Raw genomic sequence first — 1,359 nt, forward strand, 5'->3', positions numbered from 1 at the left:
GAGACGGGCCCTGCCGTGTGCTTACGTCGCTGTGTCAGACCGTGCGGAACGCCAGCACCACGTTGTGGCCGCCGAAACCGAACGAGTTGTTGATCGCCGCGATCGTGCCGTCGGGCAGCGCCCGCGGCTCACCGCGGACGATGTCCGCGTCCACGTCGGGGTCGAGCTCGTCGACGTTGATCGTCGGCGGGGCGAGCCGGTGGTGCAGGGCGAGGACCGTCGCCACGGTCTCGATACCGCCCGCGCCGCCGAGCAGATGCCCGGTCATCGACTTGGTCGCGGACACCGCGACGTGGTCGAGGTCGTCGCCCAGCACCTTGCGCAGCGCCTTGATCTCCGCGACATCACCCTGAGGAGTGGACGTCGCATGGGCGTTGAGGTGGACGACCTCGCCCGGCTTAAGGTCCGAGGAGTCCAGCAGGTTCTGCAGCGCGGCGGCGATACCGCGGCCGGTCGGCTCCGGCTGGGCGATGTGATGGCTGTCCGCTGACAGGCCCTGGCCGAGCACCTCGCAGTACACACGGGCGCCACGGGCCGCGGCGTGCTCCGCCGACTCCAGGATGACCACACCGGCGCCCTCACCGAGGACGAAGCCGTCACGGTCCTTGTCGTAGGGGCGCGAGGCCTTCTCGGGCTCGTCGTTGTTCTTGGACATCGCCATCATGTTGGCGAACGCGGCGACCGGCAGCGGGTGGATCGCCGCCTCCGTACCGCCGGCGATGACCACGTCGGCACGGCCGCTGCGGATCATCTCGACGGCGTAGCCGATCGCTTCGGCGCCTGACGCACACGCGGAGACCGGGGTGTGCACGCCAGCCTGGGCGTTCACCTCCAGACCCACGTTCGCGGAGGGGCTGTTGGGCATCAGCATCGGCACGGTGTGCGGGGAGACGCGGCGTACGCCCTTCTCCTTCAGCACGTCGTACTGGTCGAGCAGTGTGGTGACACCGCCGATACCGGACGCGATGACCGCGCCGAGCCGCTCGGGCGCGACCTGCGCAGCACCCTCGGCGGACTCCGGGATCTCCGCTCCGGCCGGACCGGAGTAACCCGCGTCGGCCCACGCCTCACGGGCGGCGATCAGCGCGAACTGGGCGGAACGGTCCAGTTTCCGGGCGACCGGACGCGGAAGCACATCAGCCGGGTCGACCGCCACCGGGGCGGCGATACGGACGGGCAGGTCGGCGAAGCGCTCGTCGTCCAGCGGGCGGACGCCGGAGCGTCCCGCGATCAGACCTTCCCAGGTCGATGCGGTGTCGGGGCGGGGGCCGGCGGGGGGGGGGGGGGGCGGGGGGCACCCCCGCCCGGGCACACGGCTATCAGGTCCGCAACGACCTGGAGTACTGGGGCGCGAACGAG

1 protein-coding gene is annotated in these 1,359 nt (G+C 71.4%); it reads right to left on the bottom strand.

Features of this window, described 5'->3' with window-relative positions:
- Positions 1–34 precede the first annotated feature (34 nt).
- The gene (locus ACFWI9_RS23310) at positions 35–1,312 is read right to left on the bottom strand and encodes a beta-ketoacyl-[acyl-carrier-protein] synthase family protein (protein WP_387164812.1); all 1,278 of its coding nucleotides are present in this window, start codon (positions 1,310–1,312) and stop codon (positions 35–37) included.
- Positions 1,313–1,359: the final 47 nt, after the last annotated feature.

The sequence above is a fragment of the Streptomyces sp. NPDC127084 genome, assembly GCF_042724175.1.
Taxonomy (GTDB): Bacteria; Actinomycetota; Actinomycetes; order Streptomycetales; family Streptomycetaceae; genus Streptomyces.